Genomic DNA, 2586 nt, shown 5'->3' on the forward strand with positions numbered 1-2586 from the left:
GCTTGTTGAAAGATTCTGGTCTTGGCTTCATTGGCAACGTCGTCTCGTCGTTCGCTGGGAATACTACATGACGAACTTTCTCGGCTTCGTGCAGCTAGCATCCATTTGCATCCTGCTCAAGCGATTTTGAGATAGGTTCTAGGGAACTGAATAAAGCCTGAACCTCAAGCATAGTTTGAAATCATCCCATGCCCATCATCACCCACATCGTAAACGACAGCCACGCCGGCAAGCGCCTCGATCTCTTTATCGCCCACCATGAGCCCCGCATCTCCCGCAGCCGGATCCAGGCCTTGATCAGGGAGAAGCTCGCGCTGGCGGAAGGCCGGAGCGAGAAGCCCGGCTACCGGGTCAAGGCCGGCGACAGGGTCACTCTCGAGCTCCCCGAACGGAAGGTGCGCGAGGTCCTGCCGGAGCCCATCCCGCTCGCAGTGATCTATGAGGACGCGCACATCATCGTCCTGAACAAGCCGGCCGGCCTCGTGGTGCATCCCGCGCCCGGCAACTACACGGGCACGCTCGTGAACGCGCTGCTCTATCACTACGGCAGCCTTCCGTCTCAGGCGCCGGGACCGGGAGGCGTCGAGCGGGAGCGCGCCGGCATCGTGCACCGCCTCGACAAGGACACGTCGGGAGTGATGGTCGTGGCCAGAACGCAGGAGGCGCTCAGGTCCCTGTCGGCGCAGTTCAAGGCCAGGGTCATCCAGAAGCGGTATGTCGCCCTGGTCGCGGGCGTGATCAGGAAAGGGTCGGGCGCCATCGAGGCGGGCCTCGGGAGGCACGTGAAGGAGCGGAAGAGGATCAGCGTGCACACGCGCAAGGCGAGGGAGGCGGTGACGCTCTACAGGGTGCGGGAACGGTACCTAAACGCCACCCTTGTCGAGGTGGAGATCAAGACCGGCCGCACGCATCAGATCCGGGTGCACATGAGCCACATCGGACATCCCGTCCTGGGCGACAGAACGTACGGGGGATCGAGGGCGGCAAAGATCAAAGAACGGGTGATCGAACGCCAGATGCTCCATGCTGAGTCACTCTCCCTGCTACATCCCGATACGGGCCATCCCATGACATTCAGCACTCCACCTCCGCAGGATATGAATGACGTCATCGGGTTCTTGAGAGGCGGCGGCTCCTCTCGACAGGGAAACATCCCATCAGGTTTCGTAGTATAGAATATTCTCAACAACGAACAAAAAATTGCATTTCACTTGCTTTTTTCCAGCATCCTGCTATAGTTGCATTAAAATACTATTCATATTGTCGGGGGTTGGATACCATGCAGTGGGAGACGAGCATAAGGGTCGCTGTCCGTACAGTATCGATCGCGTCAGTACTGTTCTTCTCAGGCTTTGCCTGGTCCGCCGAGCCGCCAAAACCCGCACCCGAGCCTGAGCAGGAAATGGTGATCGTGAAGTACGGCTCCGTCCTCGTCAAGAGCTCTCTGGTGGGCGCCCGTGTGTATATTGACGATACTTACAAGGGCTCTGCTGAGAGCGTCATCGAAAGCGTTATCACCGGCGAGCACGTAATAATCTGCAAGACGGACGACAAGAGCGTATCCGGCACGTTCCAGGTCAAAAAGAATGAAACGCTAAAGCTGGAGGCGAACTTCGAGACCGGAAAACTGGCGCTCTTCAAAGTGCCGGTCCCCGAGCCCGTGGAAAAGAAAAAGCCCGAGCCCGTGAAACAGGAGAAACCGAAGACACCGGCGCCGGAGCCGAAGAAGGTGGAGCAGAAGAACCCCGTCGAAGAACGGCGCAAGGCCCACCTCAATGTCATGAAGCTCGAGTTCGTAATCACCGACGCTCAGGACATCAAGATCGAGCATAAGGAAAACCCGCAAGTAATCAGCAAACTCACGCTGGAGAAACACTCGGCCGGCAAATATTACCGGACCAAGCAGGGGGTACTGCTCTGTGATGTCGGTCCCTGCGAAATGACCTGGAATTCCTCTTTCCTCTATACTGATGAGACCGGCAAGGCTGACGCGCTGCTCCTGAGTTGGAAAGAGACGGTGTTCAACGGTATTACACCGACCGGCACGAACAGGCGGGACCTTGAGTGCTGCCTGAATGGACAGTGCTGGAAAATGCAGCCCTCCGATACGGGTGAGGTACGGCAATTCGACATCGGAGGCAGATACGTGCTGAGCTGGGACAATGGATCGATCATCATCAGGCGCGCCGATATCCTGAATGAGATCGTGGGCGCAGGAAGGTCCCTGTCGGATTACTAGCCGCGGTCAGGCAACCAGAGTAGCGATCCCCCTCGCGACAGAAGCGCGAGGGGGATTTTATTTTGGAAGAGATGCTGCGGGAGAGATTGGCCATGACGGGTCGCCCAGCATCAGGATGATGCCGGGTCATTCATCGCGCAGTTGCCCGCAGCTGCCCGCATGCCGCGTTGATGTCGCCGCCCTTACTGTTTCTTACGACGGCTACGAACCCGTGATTCAAGAGAATATTGCGGAAGGCGTATGCCCGTTCGTCGTCAGGCCGCTCAAAGGCGGCACCGGGGAAGGAATTGAACATGAGCACGTTGATCATGCAGGGGAGTCCGCTCAGCAGCTCCATGAGGCGCTCG

3 protein-coding genes are annotated in these 2586 nt (G+C 58.0%); 2 read left to right on the plus strand and 1 reads right to left on the minus strand.

Translation table 11 applies throughout. From position 1 onward, the window contains the following. Positions 1-188: 188 nt before the first annotated feature. Entirely contained in the window at positions 189-1175 is a 987-nt protein-coding gene (locus tag VL197_16475) for an RluA family pseudouridine synthase (GenBank protein ID HUJ19583.1), read from the plus strand. A gap of 104 nt (positions 1176-1279) precedes the next feature. Next, positions 1280-2239 carry a PEGA domain-containing protein gene (locus VL197_16480; GenBank protein ID HUJ19584.1) on the plus strand — a complete coding sequence of 320 codons (960 nt, stop codon included), beginning with the start codon at positions 1280-1282 and terminating at the stop codon, positions 2237-2239. Between the two features lie 130 nt (positions 2240-2369). On the opposite strand, the gene VL197_16485 is transcribed toward VL197_16480, so the two are convergent. Further along, a partial coding sequence (locus tag VL197_16485; protein ID HUJ19585.1) for a 23S rRNA (adenine(2503)-C(2))-methyltransferase RlmN occupies positions 2370-2586 on the minus strand: 217 nt, incomplete at its 5' end.

The organism is Nitrospirota bacterium, assembly GCA_035516965.1.
Classification (GTDB): domain Bacteria; phylum Nitrospirota; class UBA9217; order UBA9217; family UBA9217; genus MHEA01.